The 16020-nt window shown below is 51.0% G+C and carries 18 protein-coding genes and 3 pseudogenes; 12 read left to right on the forward strand and 9 right to left on the reverse strand.

What is annotated here, in order from left to right:
- Nucleotides 1-11: 11 nt before the first annotated feature.
- Nucleotides 12-257, forward strand: a complete 246-nt coding sequence (locus PO881_RS23200; RefSeq protein WP_280173425.1) for a DNA polymerase III subunit theta — start codon at nucleotides 12-14, stop codon at nucleotides 255-257.
- 55 nt (nucleotides 258-312) lie between these two features.
- Here PO881_RS23200 and PO881_RS23205 read toward each other — a convergent pair whose 3' ends face one another.
- Both PO881_RS23205 and PO881_RS23210 read right to left on the reverse strand, forming a co-directional pair.
- Nucleotides 313-546 (reverse strand): hypothetical protein, encoded by a 234-nt coding sequence (locus PO881_RS23205; RefSeq protein WP_280173426.1) that lies wholly within the window; start codon nucleotides 544-546, stop codon nucleotides 313-315.
- A 22-nt stretch (nucleotides 547-568) separates the two neighbouring features.
- A pseudogene (locus PO881_RS23210) lies at nucleotides 569-1102 on the reverse strand (Rpn family recombination-promoting nuclease/putative transposase); the annotation flags it as partial.
- 140 nt (nucleotides 1103-1242) lie between these two features.
- Between PO881_RS23210 and PO881_RS23215 the strand changes: the two are divergent.
- On the forward strand, nucleotides 1243-1503 hold the full coding sequence (locus PO881_RS23215; protein ID WP_280173427.1) for a hypothetical protein: 261 nt from the start codon (nucleotides 1243-1245) through the stop codon (nucleotides 1501-1503).
- A gap of 1008 nt (nucleotides 1504-2511) precedes the next feature.
- On the opposite strand, the gene PO881_RS23220 is transcribed toward PO881_RS23215, so the two are convergent.
- Both PO881_RS23220 and PO881_RS23225 read right to left on the reverse strand, forming a co-directional pair.
- Nucleotides 2512-2823, reverse strand: coding sequence for a hypothetical protein (locus PO881_RS23220; protein WP_280173428.1), 312 nt, complete (start codon nucleotides 2821-2823; stop codon nucleotides 2512-2514).
- 543 nt (nucleotides 2824-3366) lie between these two features.
- Entirely contained in the window at nucleotides 3367-3606 is a 240-nt protein-coding gene (locus PO881_RS23225) for a hypothetical protein (RefSeq protein ID WP_280173429.1), read from the reverse strand.
- A gap of 1006 nt (nucleotides 3607-4612) precedes the next feature.
- Between PO881_RS23225 and PO881_RS23230 the strand changes: the two genes are divergently transcribed.
- From PO881_RS23230 to PO881_RS23240, 3 genes are all read left to right on the forward strand, one after another.
- Entirely contained in the window at nucleotides 4613-4870 is a 258-nt protein-coding gene (locus PO881_RS23230; protein WP_280173430.1) for a hypothetical protein, read from the forward strand.
- A 282-nt stretch (nucleotides 4871-5152) separates the two neighbouring features.
- Nucleotides 5153-5395, forward strand: a complete 243-nt coding sequence (ycgZ, locus tag PO881_RS23235; protein ID WP_280173431.1) for a regulatory protein YcgZ — start codon at nucleotides 5153-5155, stop codon at nucleotides 5393-5395.
- 106 nt (nucleotides 5396-5501) lie between these two features.
- Nucleotides 5502-5774 carry a hypothetical protein gene (locus PO881_RS23240; RefSeq protein WP_280173432.1) on the forward strand — a complete coding sequence of 91 codons (273 nt, stop codon included), beginning with the start codon at nucleotides 5502-5504 and terminating at the stop codon, nucleotides 5772-5774.
- A 487-nt stretch (nucleotides 5775-6261) separates the two neighbouring features.
- Here PO881_RS23240 and PO881_RS23245 read toward each other — a convergent pair whose 3' ends face one another.
- Complete coding sequence (locus PO881_RS23245; RefSeq protein ID WP_280173433.1) at nucleotides 6262-6459, reverse strand: hypothetical protein; 198 nt, start codon at nucleotides 6457-6459, stop codon at nucleotides 6262-6264.
- A 71-nt stretch (nucleotides 6460-6530) separates the two neighbouring features.
- Entirely contained in the window at nucleotides 6531-6791 is a 261-nt protein-coding gene (locus PO881_RS23250) for a hypothetical protein (RefSeq protein ID WP_280173434.1), read from the reverse strand.
- 465 nt (nucleotides 6792-7256) lie between these two features.
- Between PO881_RS23250 and PO881_RS23255 the strand changes: the two genes are divergently transcribed.
- A complete protein-coding gene (locus tag PO881_RS23255) occupies nucleotides 7257-7529 on the forward strand; it encodes a hypothetical protein (RefSeq protein WP_280173435.1) in 273 nt (90 codons plus the stop codon).
- Between the two features lie 80 nt (nucleotides 7530-7609).
- On the opposite strand, the gene PO881_RS23260 is transcribed toward PO881_RS23255, so the two are convergent.
- The gene (locus PO881_RS23260; protein WP_280173436.1) at nucleotides 7610-8770 is read right to left on the reverse strand and encodes a diguanylate phosphodiesterase; all 1161 of its coding nucleotides are present in this window, start codon (nucleotides 8768-8770) and stop codon (nucleotides 7610-7612) included.
- Nucleotides 8771-9010: 240 nt separating this feature from the next.
- Between PO881_RS23260 and PO881_RS23265 the strand changes: the two genes are divergently transcribed.
- The 4 genes and pseudogenes from PO881_RS23265 to PO881_RS23280 all read left to right on the forward strand — a co-directional run bounded on the left by PO881_RS23265 (nucleotide 9011) and on the right by PO881_RS23280 (nucleotide 11035).
- Nucleotides 9011-9262, forward strand: a complete 252-nt coding sequence (locus tag PO881_RS23265; protein WP_280173437.1) for an antitoxin — start codon at nucleotides 9011-9013, stop codon at nucleotides 9260-9262.
- Nucleotides 9259-9544: pseudogene (locus PO881_RS23270) on the forward strand (type II toxin-antitoxin system RelE/ParE family toxin). The gene PO881_RS23265 and the pseudogene PO881_RS23270 overlap by 4 nt, the downstream one beginning before the upstream one ends.
- 460 nt (nucleotides 9545-10004) lie before the next feature.
- Nucleotides 10005-10463 (forward strand): helix-turn-helix domain-containing protein, encoded by a 459-nt coding sequence (locus PO881_RS23275; RefSeq protein WP_280173438.1) that lies wholly within the window; start codon nucleotides 10005-10007, stop codon nucleotides 10461-10463.
- On the forward strand, nucleotides 10460-11035 hold the full coding sequence (locus PO881_RS23280) for a PIN domain-containing protein (RefSeq protein WP_280173439.1): 576 nt from the start codon (nucleotides 10460-10462) through the stop codon (nucleotides 11033-11035). Before PO881_RS23275 ends, PO881_RS23280 begins: the two co-directional genes overlap by 4 nt.
- An 8-nt stretch (nucleotides 11036-11043) precedes the next feature.
- Here the strand turns inward: PO881_RS23280 and PO881_RS23285 are convergent, their stop codons facing one another.
- The gene (locus PO881_RS23285; protein WP_280173440.1) at nucleotides 11044-12078 is read right to left on the reverse strand and encodes a tyrosine-type recombinase/integrase; all 1035 of its coding nucleotides are present in this window, start codon (nucleotides 12076-12078) and stop codon (nucleotides 11044-11046) included.
- 861 nt (nucleotides 12079-12939) lie between these two features.
- Between PO881_RS23285 and PO881_RS23290 the strand changes: the two genes are divergently transcribed.
- Complete coding sequence (locus PO881_RS23290; RefSeq protein WP_280173441.1) at nucleotides 12940-13854, forward strand: hypothetical protein; 915 nt, start codon at nucleotides 12940-12942, stop codon at nucleotides 13852-13854.
- Nucleotides 13855-13898: 44 nt separating this feature from the next.
- Nucleotides 13899-14510 carry a hypothetical protein gene (locus tag PO881_RS23295; protein WP_280173442.1) on the forward strand — a complete coding sequence of 204 codons (612 nt, stop codon included), beginning with the start codon at nucleotides 13899-13901 and terminating at the stop codon, nucleotides 14508-14510.
- A gap of 431 nt (nucleotides 14511-14941) precedes the next feature.
- Here PO881_RS23295 and alr read toward each other — a convergent pair.
- Nucleotides 14942-16012 (reverse strand): annotated as a pseudogene (alr, locus tag PO881_RS23300) (alanine racemase).
- Nucleotides 16013-16020 lie beyond the last annotated feature (8 nt).

Below are 16020 nucleotides of genomic sequence, written 5' to 3' on the forward strand. Positions count from 1 at the left end.
GAGGATTTAACATGAAACACAATTTAGCCGCACGAAGCCCGCAAGAACGTGCAAAGGTCAACGTGGATCTGGCCGCATCAGGCGTGGCGTACAAAGAGCGCCTTAGCCTTCCCGTTATCCCGGCCGAAGCTGAAAGGCAGCAGCCAGAGGAATTGCGTGAATACTTCAGGGAACGGCTGCAGTATTACCGTAATCTGGCACTGCAGTTCCCGCGCGGGACCGATCCGGTTTATCAGAAGGAACCGAAGGGAGAATGAAAGGCGATGACATCCGGGGCAGGTATGTGCATAAGCCCCCTGGCAGGGGCCCGGTTTACTTCTGATGCGATGAGGCCGGCGATCCCAGCATAATGCCGATCATCGAGAGCCCGGTAATAAACAGCCCCGCAATCACGATCACACCGGTCAGTTCTGTCACCTGACTTTTATCCATCCATGAGGTCATCAGATGCGCGCCGTCATCCAGCAGCGTGCGTAATCCTGCCGGCAGCCAGGACGACAGTGCCTGGGCGCCGCCGTCAATTAATTTCGTCAGTTCATTGGGCATGGTTTCGTTATCCCTGGGCAAATCAGTGGCGAATTTTTGCGAGATCATCGTCCGACAGCCCCGTCAGTTCCCTTACCGAATCCAGCGGAATGCCTTTTGCCAGCAGATTGCGGGCGACCTCCATTTTACCTTCCTGACGCCCTTCCATGCGCCCTTTCTCCAGGCCCTTCTGCTCAAGCTGCTGTGCAATCGTCATCAGTTCGCCCTCATGCTGCGGCACTCTCTGCGCCAGGTTGCGTACGAAGGCTTCGGCATCGTCGGTTTCGCCAGCCTGTACGGGGTAGTTTATCAGCGAAACCAGCTGCTGTCCCGTCAGATGACCGGCCATCAGGGTGGCGGCCAGCCGGTCCAGCCGGTCGGCCAGGTCGCGCCGGTGTATATGCTTCTGCAGCAGAGTCAGCGTACCCGTGCTGCGGTGGTTTTTGATCTCCTCGTCCGGGATAACCGTGACTTCGACCAGCGGGGACGGTGCGCCACAGAGGCGACCTGCCAGCGCCGGAGCGTCAAACTCCTGGAGCAAGTTTGTGGATTACGGTTAAGGGCTGTGCCGCTGGGAACAGGGCAGGCATCAGAAAAATTCACATGGCATTCCTCTAATGTATCAACGGCTTTTCAGACCGATTCCACGGCAAAATCCGGCGTGAGGTCTACAGTGTGAACTGAGGCTGTCATCTACGTGAAATGGAGGAAGCAATATTGTCTATTCAACACGACGTGAAAGGGCACGTCATCATTGGCGAAGCGGCGCTGAGTCTGGCGCTGTGCGAAAAGGAAATAAGCGTGCTTTCGCTTATTAACGAACTCGGGCACATGATGAACGCCGGCGGCAGCGATGACCGGCTCTCCATGATCTCAGAAGCCAGATGCTGGCTGAAGAGTTTGGAGACGCCGGAGGAGGCCGTCCGGCACGTACCGTACCTGCGCACTCTGGCAGGTCTTAACGACGAGAAGAACTGACGCCAAAGGACGTAGTCCGGCTCCGGCCGGAAGACGACGAAGATGACCTCATCGGTCGCGCGTAAGCGTGTACCGGCCGGAGAAACTGTCAGGGACGACACCCTCCGCACCTCCTTTGCCCATTCTGGGCTCCCCGAAGAAATGTATAACGTCGCACCCACACCTGGTCGCTTCCGCACGGCCATCAGTTTTTTCAGGCGAGCCTGCGCTGCCCTGCATCTCCGGTTTAATCCTCAGCGTCAAAAGGAAGCAGCGCCCAGCGCCCCCGGGACTGCTCCCCGGAAGAAGAGAGAAGAGAAAAGAAGGACAGCTTTAAGAGAAGACCTGATCGCGATATACTGTATATATAACCAATAAGCGGAGCGTATCCGATAAACGAAGAGAAAGCCGGTTCGGAGCTGGTTAATGAGGTACTGGGCAGGGTGGTGAAAGAGCTGCTTCGTCCGGGAGAGAAACTCCACGTTCACGAACTTATCACTAGCCTGTGGCGGCTGCAGCAGGGCAGCCCTGAACCTGCAGTGCGTGACGCCTGCGAGCAGGCAATACGGCTGCTTGCCCGTAAGCTCAACTGATCGCAAACTCAGGAAGTCTTTGCTGCGGGCATTTTGGCAGAGAATCAGACCATCGCTGAAGCAGCACCCGGGCGGCTTCTCTGCATGACTGTCCGGACGGGTTTATTTCAGATATGTCTGGCCACAGCACCATTGCCAGTCGCCTGACGGGAATTTGATTTCCGCCGCTGGAGGTCCGAACCACTCCGGCGCTGAACCCACTGGATGTAGCTATCGTTAACTTGCCGCTTGTTTAATCCCGCTGGCGGCGCGGTCCAGTGCCGGAATATGAGGCTGACGCTCACTGGTATAAAAGCATTCTGTTCCTGCGCCCGCAGCAGCAATTAAGAGGTGGCTAATACCTGCATGCGCCACGCCCTTCCAGCCCGTGAGCGTATATGGTCATGCGACACGCCGGCGTCAGGGATATCGTTTACGATCCACTCCGACAGGGCGACTATCCCGGATCGTTTTCATTCTCTTCCGGGCGCAGCAGGATAATGCTGTCACTGCCCGGGTCAGGATCCCCGGGGGAAACGCTCATCCAGCGCGGTCTTTCCGCGTCTCGTTTGCTGCGAGGGCGAATGTCTTTCAGCCGCTCGATGGGTGCGCTTAACATACGGACACGTTCCGGAAAACTTTCTGACTGCAGCATGCTGCTGAGTTCGCGGATCAGGGTATCTACGGTGATATCCTGTTTGCCAACGGCAAGATTAAACGCGGCTTCACCGATAATGGCGTGATCAGTCATACGTTCACTGTGCAACACGGTGAGACCTCCATCAGAAAATGGTGTGCGGGTTTCTCTTAAGCCTGCCAATTATATCAAATAGCGGGCGGCGCAGAAAAATAATGGTATTTGTTAATCCTATCAATGAAAGTAGAAAGCCAGTTGAACTTTATTTAAATACTGGAATGCAATATATATTATCTTAGTTTTAAATCCTCAAATCCTGTTATTTTCGTTTAAAGAAAAAATTCCGCCGATAGTCTCCTTCCGTCAGAATGAGTTGACCTCATCTTACGGTCAGAGTTTATGTTCCGCTTAATGGTCCCTGTCAGAAAAAAATACCCTGTGGCAATCTTTGCGGGCATTAATGCCGGGGCTGTAACCGTATAACGCGGTTCGTTACTGTAACAAGCGCAGTGCCGGGAGATGCGGGGCAGGGCAATATCATTTACGTGAAGCCGGAAATTCAGGGCAGGTTTGATATCAGGAAATACGCCTGCACCACGGTGTCAGGACCACAACTGTAACGGGTCGGCGGTATGTCTCCCACTGCCTGTTATCCAGCGCTATTACCCTGTCTGCTCAGCGATTGAAAAGGATTTTTATCAGGGCCGTGATGTGTGCGGCTTCATCTTCGTCATCGGTGGCATCGATAAGGCCCACCAGCTTGAGGCACAGCGCTGTGCGCGTTACCCGCCGGTCCTGTCGGATGATATCGACGGTGATCATGCCCAGCAGCTCAATCTGGCGGGGATGCGTTACCTGGCTGAAATAGCCTGTCAGCCCGGTAGATTTTCCTGGAGGGAGTCCGTTCTGACGCATGAAGTTACCTGCTTATCTTTGAGGGCCGTGTGCAAAATAACCTATGGGGGCAGGCGTGTACAGTGTTGATGATTCAGGGATGACAAATCAGCACAGCCACCCGGAGGATTTGGCAGACGGCCCGCAGTTACAAGGTTAAATCGGCGTGCAAAGGAATTCCGTAAGCGCCTTCGCTGAACCGGAGACGGGGTGCTTGCTGAGGAGCCCTCCGGTCTGGTCGGTTGATGCAGAAGTGAGCTACCGAACCGGTGGCGCGCGGAACGACGCGGGTGCAGAACAGCTTCCCAGGGAGGATGTAACGCGCCGTTCCGCGTGCTAAGCATGGTACAGATTACCTGTTATTCAATGAACATACTATCAGATGGTTAATCTTTAGCCGCTCTCAGACGCGTCCGTATGGCGAAAACCGCGCCACATCCACGCTGGCCTGATGAAGATGTCAAGCATTCAGACATCATCAGACAGGGACACTATTGGCCTGCATTTCGTACATCTCGTGCATCTCGTGCATCAGCTTCTCCCGCCGACGATACATCATTTCCTGAAATCGGATACAAATACTGTTATTGGTTAAATATAGAAAATGGTTATTTCCTATATTAAGCACGTATTGAATTAAAGTTTTCATTTCTGCATTGCAAAAATACCTGTCTGACGATTTTTAAAACTCATACCTCTGAATATTATGTATAAAATCAGAACGCATTTGCGGTGTAATGAATTTTTGGCCTTTAAAAACTCACAGTGTGACGTCCCTGGACACGCCCCATCCGATGATAAAATCGATTTCACACTAAATATAATTTTTATTTAGCATTTTTATCAACGGAAATGAACTATCATCCGTGAGTAATATGCGTCGATCTTCTGTATTCAAATGTCTTCAGTATTAATTAAACTTTCAGACAAACAGAAGATGGATACCGGATTTGCCCTAGGGTTCAGTGCGCGTTCTGCAGGAAAGTGAACGTCAGAACGACTGAACCTGCTTCACCGGAGAAGACCCGTGCTGAACCAGAATGACGAAGATTGCCAGAACATTATCGGCGAGGCAGTCCTGCATATTGCCCTGAATGATGGCGAAATCTGTGTAAGGTCGCTGCTTGATCAACTCAACAGTATGGCCAGGCAGGAAGAGAGCGCTGCACGTCTGGCGCTGATTGACGGGGCAACGCGCTGGCTGAAAGGGTTTCTCAAGTCAGAGCATGCACACCGCTCTGAGCTTCACTGGATAGTCCAGTCAGCCCGGGGTTATGAACATTAAAATTCGCCAGAAGCCACCCGTCGCAGAGGGACGGGTCAGCAGTGTGCTACCGGAGTTACCCGAAGCCGGCTTCACGCTGTAATTGATGCGTTCATCGCCAGCCCAATGGGCAATCTGTCTGTCCTACCTGATAATGCCTGCGCACGCACCCTCAAAAATGGCATTTTTTGCAGAAAAAATTATATCTGTACAATAAAATAAATGTTGTACAGGTTTGTCTTTTTTGTATAAATTTGCGCTCAGACCAAACCGGCCGCATTCAACCATTTTGTGAGGTTCCCCATGCGTCAGAACGTAAAAAAATGTCCCGACAGGGAGAGCGGCCTCGCCGCCTGTTTCAGTAAGGCTACTGCGACGACTCAGCAGGAAACGCTTGGGATGATAGTCGTTGAAATTCTGCGTGCGGGCAAGGTCCTCAACCGCAAGGCCGTCTGCGCCAGCCTGCTGCGTCGTCTTGAGGCAGCTGCCGATCCGGAAGAAGAGCGCCACTATCACACGCTCATTAGCCTGTTATTCGGACGCTGACCTGTGTGGCGCGATGTGAGCCGTAGCTGCTGCACTTATACGGAGCCGCCCGGAGAGGCAGCGCTGCCATTCTGCCCGGAGGGGCTCAGTACCGGATTGTGCGAGTATGAATAAAAGTAAGATCGAGCACCTGGCCGACGTTGCCCTGGGCGAGGCCGTAGCCTCCCTGCTCGGCAGCAGTGACCAGGTCAGCGCCGGCGATATCGTGCAGCAGCTACGGGACATGGCTGAGGGCGAACAGCATCCGGAACGCCTTGAGGCTATCGCTATGGCTCTTGGGGAGATGCAGTCTGAATTTACCCAATCGCGTGAACGCAGGGAAGCTGACGTTCTTTCCTCTGCCGAACGGAACGTTTCCGGAGGCAGCCGGAAGCGGTGAATATCTCAATGAATCATCAGAGGCACAGCTCAGTACCTCAGCCATCACGGTAAGGTTCCCCCTTTTCCTGCGGCCGTGATAAAGGGGCTTGTCATTTCTGAACTTGCAGCCCTGCAGGAGCATGTACCGGGAGTTTCACCCATTCAGCATACCCGGACGATCCACGCCTTAAGCCGACCTCACCCTCCATCTTCATAACGGCGGTGATATATTCGCGGCGAAGACGGCTTTATTGCTGCGGTCATCCGCGAATTTCTTATCAGCGGTAAAAAAGGGAATTACTGAGGCTGTCATTCTGTGGCTGATTGCTCAGATCGAAAGCACCATCGGCGTGATGGCGCTGCGTAACGAGCGTGAGGCAGTGGTTGGCGAACGCCCGACGACGGGAGGAGCAGTCCTCGTAACCGCACGTGCCGCGGGAGCGGCTTAATTTGACAGGGCATTAGCGCTGGTGCGCGGTCATTCCCCCGGTTATCAGACCTGTCGGCTAATGCATCTGCCGTGACAGCATCCTGACCGCGCGCGCGCAGCAGGCGCGGGTTACAGGCGGGTGCGGCTCTTCACCCATTGCGTGAAGCGCACTGACAATCTCATGAAGCGTGAGATACTGATCCGGCTTCAGGAGGCGCGCCACGACGATCCCGATAGCAGCGAAAATATCCTCAGCGGTGACGTCATCGTTCACTCGACCTCCGTCCGCCGGGGATCATCGTATAAAATAGCAGGCGGGTGCGCTGAAACATCTGCTCAACCTGCTCAGTGAAGTTTTCCATGATGCGCGTGTACCTGTGTCCCGCCGGTTCTGCCTTTATCCTTCTGCGCGTTCATTTCACGGCGGACTTCTTCAATTGCGCGCATCCCGGCCCTGATCCGATCTTCATTCGTTTCACCCTCAACTGCGGCCCTCAGCCGCTCCGTCAGCGCGGTCCAGCTGATGGCCACGTCCTCATCCAGCAGCGCCGTCACGGCCTCACCAATCATGATTTCCGTCATTTTGTCGTCAAAGGTGTTTTTCATCAGGTCTTTCCGGCTCAATAGTCGGGGCTGAGCTTAGCATACTGAAGCACACCGGAAAATCAGGGCGGGCGGGCAAAAAAATCCCCGCAGGAGCGGGGAGAAGGGAAGCTTGCAGACTTCTGAGAAAAGAACAATCACTTTTTATAATAGCCACTGTTCGGGCCTGAGGGGGCGCACTTGATGAATTTAATTTGCTGTCTGAGGTGCAGAATGCCGAGCGGGGGACTGACGGGCGTGTTCGCGACGAGCCGTGTCCCGGCCTGTTCGCGGTTGCCCGTGCAGAAAGCTCCTGACGTTGTTCCTTCCTTCAGACGGGAACAGGCACGCTGCTTACTGCCGATGCCGTCCGGCCCGGGAGTGATTTTTACGGCCACAGGCGCCGGCGACTTGAAAAATCACCATCTCCGTCTAGTCTGACCCGGGAAACAGCAAAGCTTCAATAACAAAAAAAGACAGGAAATAAATATGGTTCTGAATGAATTTATGCAGAAGGTCAGCCGCTGGCCACAGCTGCATTTTACAGCAATCGAGTGTGAGCAGCGCGGGGCGGCATTCGAAATCTATGCGACGGACTGCACAAGTCAGACCCGGAGCCGGCTGCTGATGTACCGCACGCCGGACGCGCAGGATGCAGGCACGATGGCATCCCACTTTCGCCTGTGGCTGGGAAAAGCCAACCGGGGAAGAAACAGCCGACAGAAGAAGGCCTTTCTGAGCGGCGCATCGCGGGCAGGATAACCGGCCCACCCACATACGTGCCTGCTTATCGTGCAACAGGGGCTTACGGGCCCCATCCATCCAGGCCCGGGGCAGGCTGTTCAACCTGCATCGCGTACTTCCGGCCACGCCACGCAGGTGCCTTCCGGGGTAAACAGGCTGCCCTGGAAGTCGATGACGCCGGCAGCCTCAAGCCACATCCACTCTTCCGGACGTTCCACGCCCGCCGCAATAACGTTGATCTCCAGCGCTGAGCAGCAGCGAATAATCGCCTGAACCACCGCCTGACGCGGGCCGCTGCGGTGAATATCACGAATGATACCGGCGCCAATGCGTACACGGCTGGGCTGAACGTGCGCGAGCAATGAGAGGCCAGCGGTGCCGTCGCCAAAATTATCGATCGAAAGGCTGATGCCTGCCTGGCGCAGATGCCTGACAGCATCAGCGAAAGCGTCCAGCCGGGAGATCACCTCCGTTTCGCTGACGCCCAGTATGATCTGTTCAGGCACCAGACCGGCACTCTCAATCGCGCTGACGAGCAGGGCTACGGCGTCAGGTATTACAACCAGCGTCATAGGCAATATGCTGACGTAGAGCGTCATGCCGTCCGGACACGATCTTCCCGCTTTGCTCAGGGCTTCCCTGACCGCAGAAAGGTTATGACGGTGGCGTTCACACTCCTGAAGTCCTGCTGGTATTGCATCAGGAATGGCTTCCATGGCCGTGACCCTGCGGCCCAGCGGATCAACTACCGGACGGAACAGGATGCTGCTGTCCGGGACCGGCGTCCTGTCCCTGTCGGGAATGAACTCCCAGAGCCCTGCCGGGGGCACCTCGTAGTAATATTCCTTTTCGCGATCTTCCACAAAAGTTCTGAGGAACTGCAGTCCGCGATCGTCGTAGGTCAGGCGATACCGGGACGTTCCGCGATCGAGTACCGCCTGCAGTACGGAACCGCCGTCATGAAGGCGCAGATCGAAAAGCTCCATACCGTGTTTGCCAAAGCGCCGGCCGGGGGAGTAATCGCGCATCAGCTCCACCACGTTGTGATGGCGGGGATCGGCGCAGATGCGGGCGTAAATTTCAACCACTCCCTCTTCGGGCCCCTCCAGAATCTGGAAGAAGTGCGTGCCGTTGAACAGAAGGATACCCGTCACCTGATGCCGGGCATTAAGCAGGCTCGCCTTATCCACCATCTCTGGCAGAACGCTGACAGGGATTTCGTCGCAGAGATGGCTGCGGTAAATGATTGTGGTAAGCATGGCGTACTCCGGATTGTCGCAGAAGGTCACAGGACACTTTATCAGCCTGACGGCATTAACAAAACCGGAGCGGCAAATCGATGCGGGCCTGTAAACAAGCTGATTGCGGGCCGATGTGGCTCTGTCCGCTTCCCAAAGTCAGTCAGGCGGAAAAGATTCCGATCGCATGACAGAAAGACAGTCAGCTAATAACGGATGAGCATATGCTTTGAGGACCGGTCAAACACTCCTGGAGGGGCTATGCCACACATTATCCTGAGTGATACCAGCGCCAGCGTAAGTGAGCTGACGAAAAATCCGATGGCTACCGTAAGCGCCGGTGACGGTTTTCCTGTTGCCATTCTGTACCAAAACCAGCCCGCATTTTACTGCGTGCCGGCTGAACTCTACGAGCAGATGCCTGATGCCATTGACGATCAGGAGCTGGGCAGACGTGTCAGGGAACGTGGCCAGCAGCCGCTGCATGACGTTGATCCGGACGCCTTTCTGTGACCTGCGCGGTTAAATTCATAGAAGATGCTTTAAAAGAATGGCACAAGCTGGACAAGGCTATCCGGCAGCAGTTTGCCCGAAAGGTTAAAAAGTATTGTGAGAACCCCCATTTTTTCCGCAAAGCTCTGTGACATAAAGGACTGTTACAAAATTAAACTCAGCGCATCCTGCTTTCGTCTGATCTGTCAGGTGATAGACGATGAGTATATTATCGCAGCGGTTGCCATGGGCAAGCGTGAGCGCAGCGACGTATCTAAACCTGCCAGCGAAAGAATGCGCTAAACGGCCGGGTTAACAGGCCTGTCTATATATCCTGACACCCTGCATCAGACGGCATGAACTGTTTACACTCCATATGCCGTGAGAAACCCTTCATCAGTCGCTGCAGTTTCCGGCGTTCATCACTTCCGGTATATAAGAGTTTTATTCCGGGTATGGCAGTCATCCTCAGCATTTCAATAAGTCTGCAGAAATCAGACTGCGTATAATTTCTGCAGTCACTGACCAGCCAGACGCTATGGTATTTGCGGTGTAAGCGATTATCGCCTGACGGGTCCGCAACCTTCGTATAAAAGTCCATGGACATGGCATCAGCACATCCGGTAAACAGACCTCACCGCCATGCCCGCGCTGCCGGGCTACATAACCTAGGACGTTAAGCCACACCATCACACCACAATGCTGTTGCATAAGGCGCCAGCATTTGCGAAAATTTCGAATAATAGATACAGGAGGTGTTCAAATGACACAACTTCAGAATAAGCTTCCTTCCCTGCAGGAAGCGGAACTTGCGCGCCTGTGTAGCCGGGAGCTCTCCGCCGTCCTTGAAACACGGGCAGAGTCTCAGCAGGTTTCACTCACTGACAGAAGTGGCCGGATCCACAATGTCAGCATTCCGGTCAGCGCGCTTCGTATGCTGGTTGACGTGCTGACCGAACTCGGGGACGGGAACGCCGTGCGCCTTGTTCCGGTAGGGGCCGAAATGACTACGCAGGAGGTGGCCGACCTTTTGAACATTTCGCGTCCAACGCTGATTCGGCTTCTGGACAACGGTGAACTGCCTTATCACCGCACGGGAAACCGCCGTAAAATCCGCTATATGGATGCGCTGGCCTACCGTGAAAAACTGGTGAACCAGAGGCATGATGCACTTGATGAGCTGGGTGCGCTCGATCAGGAACTGGGGCTGGGATACGAATGAGTTCTGGCTATACCGTCATATTTGACGCCTGTGTACTCTATCCTGCACCTCTGCGCAGCTTCCTGATGTACCTTGCTGCCGGCGGACAGTTTCGCGCGAGATGGACGGAAGACATACACGAAGAGTGGATCCGGAACGTGCTGCTCAACCGCACCGAACTGAACCTGGCTCAGCTTCAGCGGGTCCGTGCCTTAATGGATCGCCACGTGCCCGATGCTCTCGTCACCGGATATCAGTCTCTGACAGACTCCATCCGGGGATTGCCTGATAAAGACGATCGTCACGTTGTCGCTGCGGCAATCGTTGCCCGGGCTGAAGGCATTGTCACATTTAACCTGAAAGATTTTCCTGACGACGTTCTCGCGACATGGAATCTGCGGGCCATTCATCCAGACAGCTTTATTACAGATCTGACCGAACTGGACATTACCCTGGTACTGGATGCCGCGCGCCGCCAGCGCGCCAGCCTGAAATCACCTCCATTCACTCCTGACGAATTTCTGGACTGCCTGCTGCGCCAGCAGCTGCCGGAAACCGTTTCACGCCTGCGTCCCCTGACGGCACTGATTTAACAGGATTATTACTGCCAGTCCTCATCCTCCATCAGTCCGACCATGGCCCCGTTGTGCGCATCGACTCTGCGGATATAGCGCATCACCGTCTGCGTCTGTGTCCAGGTGCCTTCCTGCATAATCTGCGCGATGGAGATCCCTCTTCTCGCCATGTCCTGCGCGGCGCCGACCCGGGCGCTGTGGCCGCTCCAGCTGGAATAGCGTCCTTTATTCGTTTTCAGCGGCGTCCCCGCACCCGCCTGACGTCGGGCACGCCGCCAGATATCTTCCAGACACGGCGCGCTCATGGGCACGCCAGAGACTGCGGTCACTTTGTTTGACCGGTGTACGGGGCAGAATATTACCGCATCAGGCTCGCCAGCCAGACCGGCTGCGTTGATCCACGCCATCAGCCGTTCGGAAGAGCGGGCGCTGAGGGCCTTAACGATACCGCCCGACTGCAGGATGGTTTTGGTCCAGCCAACGTCCAGGAGGATGCGCCCGTCAGCCGCGCGTGAGATATCCCGCACCCGCAGCCGGGATATCTCACTCATACGCAGCAACGTGCCGTAGGCCACGTGCATGAAGGCGAGGTCACGCAGGTGCTGAAGCCGGGGCGAGTTGTTCCATACCGCATCAAGGCGGTTCAGATCAGGCCGGCAGAAGGGTACCGCCTGGCCGGTGCGCTCACCCGAGACGACGGCCGTACGGTTGATCTTCTTTCTGGCGCGCACAACGCCGGGTGAGACCGTCGGAGGGATCAGTCCTGCGTTACGGTGTAACATGGCGATAAGCGCGGCGTGCACCGCTATAGTTGAAGTAGCCCGCCCGGTGGCCTGCAGGTGAAAAAGATAGTCCTGCAAATCCGCGGGTGACATCGGCAGGAACGACCGCCGGTTTTCCTGCGACCAGCGCCAGCAGCTCCGCATCACGCTCAGCAGCTGCCGCCACGTGTTTGGAGAAAATGCCTCGCGGTGCCGGACGAAGGCTGCCAGTCTTGCGGTGAGATCGTCATCACTGCTGCCGCTAAGGGCAACGCCGTTAAAACCGGAAAGTTCGCTCATGTTGAAAAGTTTCGCCCGTTTAATAAGCGGCAACGCTACGTGAATTCTGAGGAAAAGGCAGGGCAGATACCCGCCAGAATTCACGTAGCGCTGCCGGAGTTTTAGCCGCCTGCGCTCAGCGCCTGTTCAGCCGGATGGGGTTCAGGCCGCGTCGTTTCGTATAAATGGCCACAAAGGTCAGGATCCGCGGCGGATCCTGATGATAGCGCGTTTCAGCGCCGGTGTCTGGCCTTATATAATGGTAATTATATAAGGTTAGAGGTTTGATAAGCGTCAGGTAAAAAAACAATGCGAAAGTCTCTAACTACATATAGCACCTATTATATGAAGTTAGGATCTTTAAAGCTGATCAATCAGTGGCCTCATACATATGGGAGGAGGCTTATAAAATATATATTAATTAGGGCCTTACATTTAGAATGCGTCCTAGCAGTAAGTGAGTTTTACCTACTGGGTACATAGTGCGGATTAGGTTCATGCCAGAGCGTTATCAATTTCAGTGGGAGAGGTACAGAGGGTATTGATGAAAGAGGAATTAGTTATAAAGAATTGATTTGGTGAGATAGGAAAGTTAATGTAAATTGATGGTTAAGTCGTGCAGAAAGGTGCTCAAGGCATTACAGAATTTTGGTTAATCCAGCCTATAACATTTAGAAGCTTATTTAAAGAAAAACAATCATTGTAATATTTTTAGTCCTTTATAGTGCTCGAATTATTTTTAATGATAATTAATTCGGTCTTAGTCCATGCTTAAGTATTAGACTATCACGGAATGAAATCAGACTACCAATCATAACAAACCATAAGTTTTTAAACGTATAACACACAGTCATTATTATTTTATTTTCCCTGGTGGATGACATGGATAATAGATTTAACTTGAAAGATAGGTTTCATAAAGGATTAAGGTTTTTATTAATAGTTATTTCAGTATATATAGTAACCAACTCAGGATCAGTCATACAGCAATATACTATCTCTATGGGACTAAATACTTGTAATAACTGCATCATAAAACCCAAGGTTTTTACTGATCTGTTTTTTTCATGCGTGCCTCTAAGCTATTTATTTCCATCAGTTTGTTGCGCATTAATTTTATTAAAAGAAAGGAATAGAGTTAATTCATATTTCATATTGGTCGTGACAGCATGGTTTTCGCTTTCAATAATGGATGTGTGCGCTGATATTATTAATAAAAATTTAACTTCGTCATCTGCATTAACTAACATGTTATACAATTTATTTGGTGCAAAATTCCTTGGGTTCTGGTTGTGTATTATAAATTCACTATGCTGTGCACTTGATAAAAAGTATAATGTTTCATATTTTTTAGTAAGCATAGTGCCAATGATGTCATCTATACTCATTGGTGTAATTATATTATCTATTATGTATTTAGTATATTCACACAGCCCAGCCTATATCGATGCTCAAATTAATGGTGAGTCAAAGCTTGGATACACGACTAATGGAAATGATGGTTCTTTTGGTTTTTTAACTGACAATTCCAGTGATACCACAACCTTTGTAGATTCATATGCTGCAACAACATTTAAATATGACAGCAAAAAAGGGAGTTATGAATACATAATGTATGGTTACTCCGGATGTCTGCTATCTCCAAAACACCTCAAATCTCTTAAAGATAAGTTTGTCAAAAAGTCAGATAGTTATAAGCCATTAGAGAATCTGTCTTTATCGATCCCAATGTCAGTTCGCGGAATGGTTGTGAAGGTGGGTTTGATGTTGGCTCAAGACTTGTCAATTCCCCTTTAAGAATTAACAGTAGAAACAATGAAATTGCATATGTTTTTAATATCATGCCATTTAAAGATAAAGACTATGCTTTTAACTTTGATGTTGATACAAAAGTTAATACGTTTAGTTTCAAAATTCATAATAATCTTAAAGAAGTCCCTCTTGATGATAAAATAAGCATTTGCACAATTCATAAAATTTTAGAAAATGAAAGCATTATAGAAGGGAAGTTTTTAACTGGCATAGTTTTATTTATAAGACCAGAAAAATTTTATCCAATATCACTTTCATCTCAAGCAGAAATAAAATCAAAACATCTCTTCGTACAAAAAATATATAAAGATAAAAATGATATATTTAAAGATATTAATAATGGCTCATTGAATACATTAAACGGAAATGGTATCAATTCCTTAAAGATTAATGGCAGGCTGGAATCAATTAATGTATCTGACAGGTTGTACTTGGCTGGAGATAAGTTATCCGCATTTGTCACCAAAGATAGCAACATAAGAATAACTGGGCTCGCTGATTTAATTTTGATTAATGATAAAGTAATGAATATTAGAACCATTAGTGTAATTAACAATATGTTGACGCCATTCTCTTCATCAATCAATGAGGTAGTTAAGTGGATTATTGGATTAATCACAATGGCGCCATCCATTAAATAACTTAGTATTTATTTCAGGAGAAACCTCACAGAGAGTATGTTCTCCTAACTTTATGCGTGAAAGCGTTAATTAATAACTTGTTAATCTTGCAGTAGACAAGAAATAAATTCTGGCTGTATTTTGATAACACAGCCATAATAATTTCAACACAATTTCCCGACAACATTATGATGAAATAAAATTCAAAATACGGAATTGCTCTGGCGAGGCTTGGGGAAGCTAGGTAAGACAGTTACGCCTAATAAGCCGAAATGAGGAGAAGGTTAGGGCTAGAAATGATGAGCGTTAATTTTTTATGCAAATGCATTTATTTAGCATAATTATGATGTTAGGTACTTTACTCACCCTATTATCATTCGGCCTTTTAGAAACTCATACAGTGCCCAAGTATGCCCACCTTGGATAATTATCAGTAAACTTGCTTGGTCAGGTTACACGGCTGACAAACAAACCCGGCGCGTAAGTGCACTCAGTAGCTCATAACCAAGCGTGATAGCTGACGAGGCGATTTCATCGACAGGAAGATTTTTACCCCATAGTTCTACCGGGCTGTTTATTTCTGCATGAGGACACAAACTGAGATCTACCGCTACCATGTCCATTGAAACTGTACCTAGCGTTTGTGTCAGAACGCCATCAACCCATATGGGTGTGCCAGTAGGGGCATGACGTGGATAGCCATCAGCATATCCACCAGCAACGATGCCGATTCTTTGCTGACTACGAGCCGTAAATCTTCCGCTGTAACCGACGCTACTTCCTTATTTCAAATCCTGAACAGCAATTATCCTGCTGTGAAGTGACATAACCGTCACCAATCCGGTTTCTGAAATATCCTGCCACTTTCCACTTGGCGAAGCGCCATAAAGGATTATGCCAGGTCGAACCCAATCTCCTTTAGCCTGAGGATGCCAGAGTGTTGCAGCAGAATTTGCCAGACAGCGGGGTATAGGGGTCTTCGCTGAAATGGAATTAATCAAATCCATGGGTTCATTAATACCCTCCGCAGTATCAGCGCTGGCGAAATGCGTCATCAGTGTAATTTCACCAATGTTCGGATTTTCGCTTGCTTCAAGCCAGGTTGACCGAACCCGGTCGGGAGAAAATCCCAGTCTGTTCATTCCCGAATTTACCTTAAGGTAAATATTTACTGGGCGTTTGAGCCGCGCATCTGCAATCGCAGCGAGTTGCCAGAAGCTGTGGACGGATGTAGTGAGCTGATACTGATCAATCAGTTTTAAATCAGCTGGTTCAAAAAATCCCTCCAGCAGAAGTATCGGACCCTGCCAGCCAAGTTCCCGTAATCTGATTGCTTCATCGAAGTCGAGAAGGGCATAACCGTCGGTTTGGTCTAAGCCGCGAACAACATTCTCAATACCATGACCATAGGCATTGGCTTTGACAACCGACCAGACTTTACTGTCACCTGCGAATCTTTTGATTACCGCAAGATTGTGCTTTAACGCTTTCAGGTCGATCTTAGCATGGATGGGGCGCGGCATAGCTTCTC

The organism is Pantoea sp. SS70, from assembly GCF_029866845.1.
Taxonomy (GTDB): domain Bacteria; phylum Pseudomonadota; class Gammaproteobacteria; order Enterobacterales; family Enterobacteriaceae; genus Pantoea; species Pantoea leporis.